General features: G+C 58.4%; 1 rRNA gene. It reads right to left on the bottom strand.

The features are described 5' to 3' along the window. A 23S ribosomal RNA gene (locus BMY88_RS23160) occupies positions 1-1,216 on the bottom strand; the annotation flags it as partial.

Here is a 1,216-nt window from a genome sequence, read left to right as displayed (position 1 = left end):
TTGGGCGCCTCCGTTACATTTTGGGAGGCAACCGCCCCAGTTAAACTACCCACCTGACACTGTCCCTGATCCGGATCACGGACCGAGGTTAGACATCCAATTCGACCAGAGTGGTATTTCAACGGCGACTCCACGAACACTGGCGTGCCCGCTTCGCAGTCTCCCACCTATCCTACACAAGCCGAACCGAACACCAATATCAAGCTATAGTGAAGGTCCCGGGGTCTTTCCGTCCTGCCGCGCGTAACGAGCATCTTTACTCGTAGTGCAATTTCGCCGAGCCTGTGGTTGAGACAGCTGAGAAGTCGTTACGCCATTCGTGCAGGTCGGAACTTACCCGACAAGGAATTTCGCTACCTTAGGATGGTTATAGTTACCACCGCCGTTTACTGGCGCTTGAGTTCTGAGCTTCGCCTTGCGGCTAACCCGTCCCCTTAACGTTCCAGCACCGGGCAGGCGTCAGTCCGTATACATCGTCTTACGACTTCGCACGGACCTGTGTTTTTAGTAAACAGTCGCTTCTCACTGGTCTCTGCGGCCACCCCCCGCTGCCCACCGCAAGGATGTTGACAGGAAGTGGCCCCCCTTCTCCCGAAGTTACGGGGGCATTTTGCCGAGTTCCTTAACCACAGTTCGCTCGATCGCCTTGGTATTCTCTACCTGACCACCTGAGTTGGTTTGGGGTACGGGCCGCTCGGAACTCGCTAGAGGCTTTTCTCGGCAGCATAGGATCATCCCATTCGCCTCATTCGGCTATGCGTCAGGCCTCACCCTGTATGTGCCACGGATTTACCTATGGCACGGGCCACACCCTTGCACCGGTACTACCACTCACCGGTAGGACTACCTTCCTGCGTCACCCCATCGCTTGCCTACTACCAGTCCGGATCCCGCGCTAGTCCCGGCAACGACCCTCGAAAGAGCCGGCACCGGTGTTCGGGCGGTTAGCATCGCTGGGTTCAGCATGGGCGTTCCTTCGCGGGTACGGGAATATCAACCCGTTGTCCATCGACTACGCCTGTCGGCCTCGCCTTAGGTCCCGACTCACCCTGGGCGGATTAGCCTGGCCCAGGAACCCTTGGTCTTCCGGCGGGGGAGTTTCTCACTCCCCTCTCGCTACTCATGCCTGCATTCTCACTCGCATGGCGTCCACGGCTGGATCACTCCGCCGCTTCTACCGCCATACGACGCTCCCCTACCCATCCACGCACCTGGC

It is taken from the genome of Trujillonella endophytica (assembly GCF_900110555.1).
Lineage (GTDB): Bacteria > Actinomycetota > Actinomycetes > Mycobacteriales > Geodermatophilaceae > Trujillonella > Trujillonella endophytica.
The sequence above is the reverse complement of the archived record's forward strand: the minus strand, read 5'-3'. Positions and strand labels throughout refer to the sequence as shown.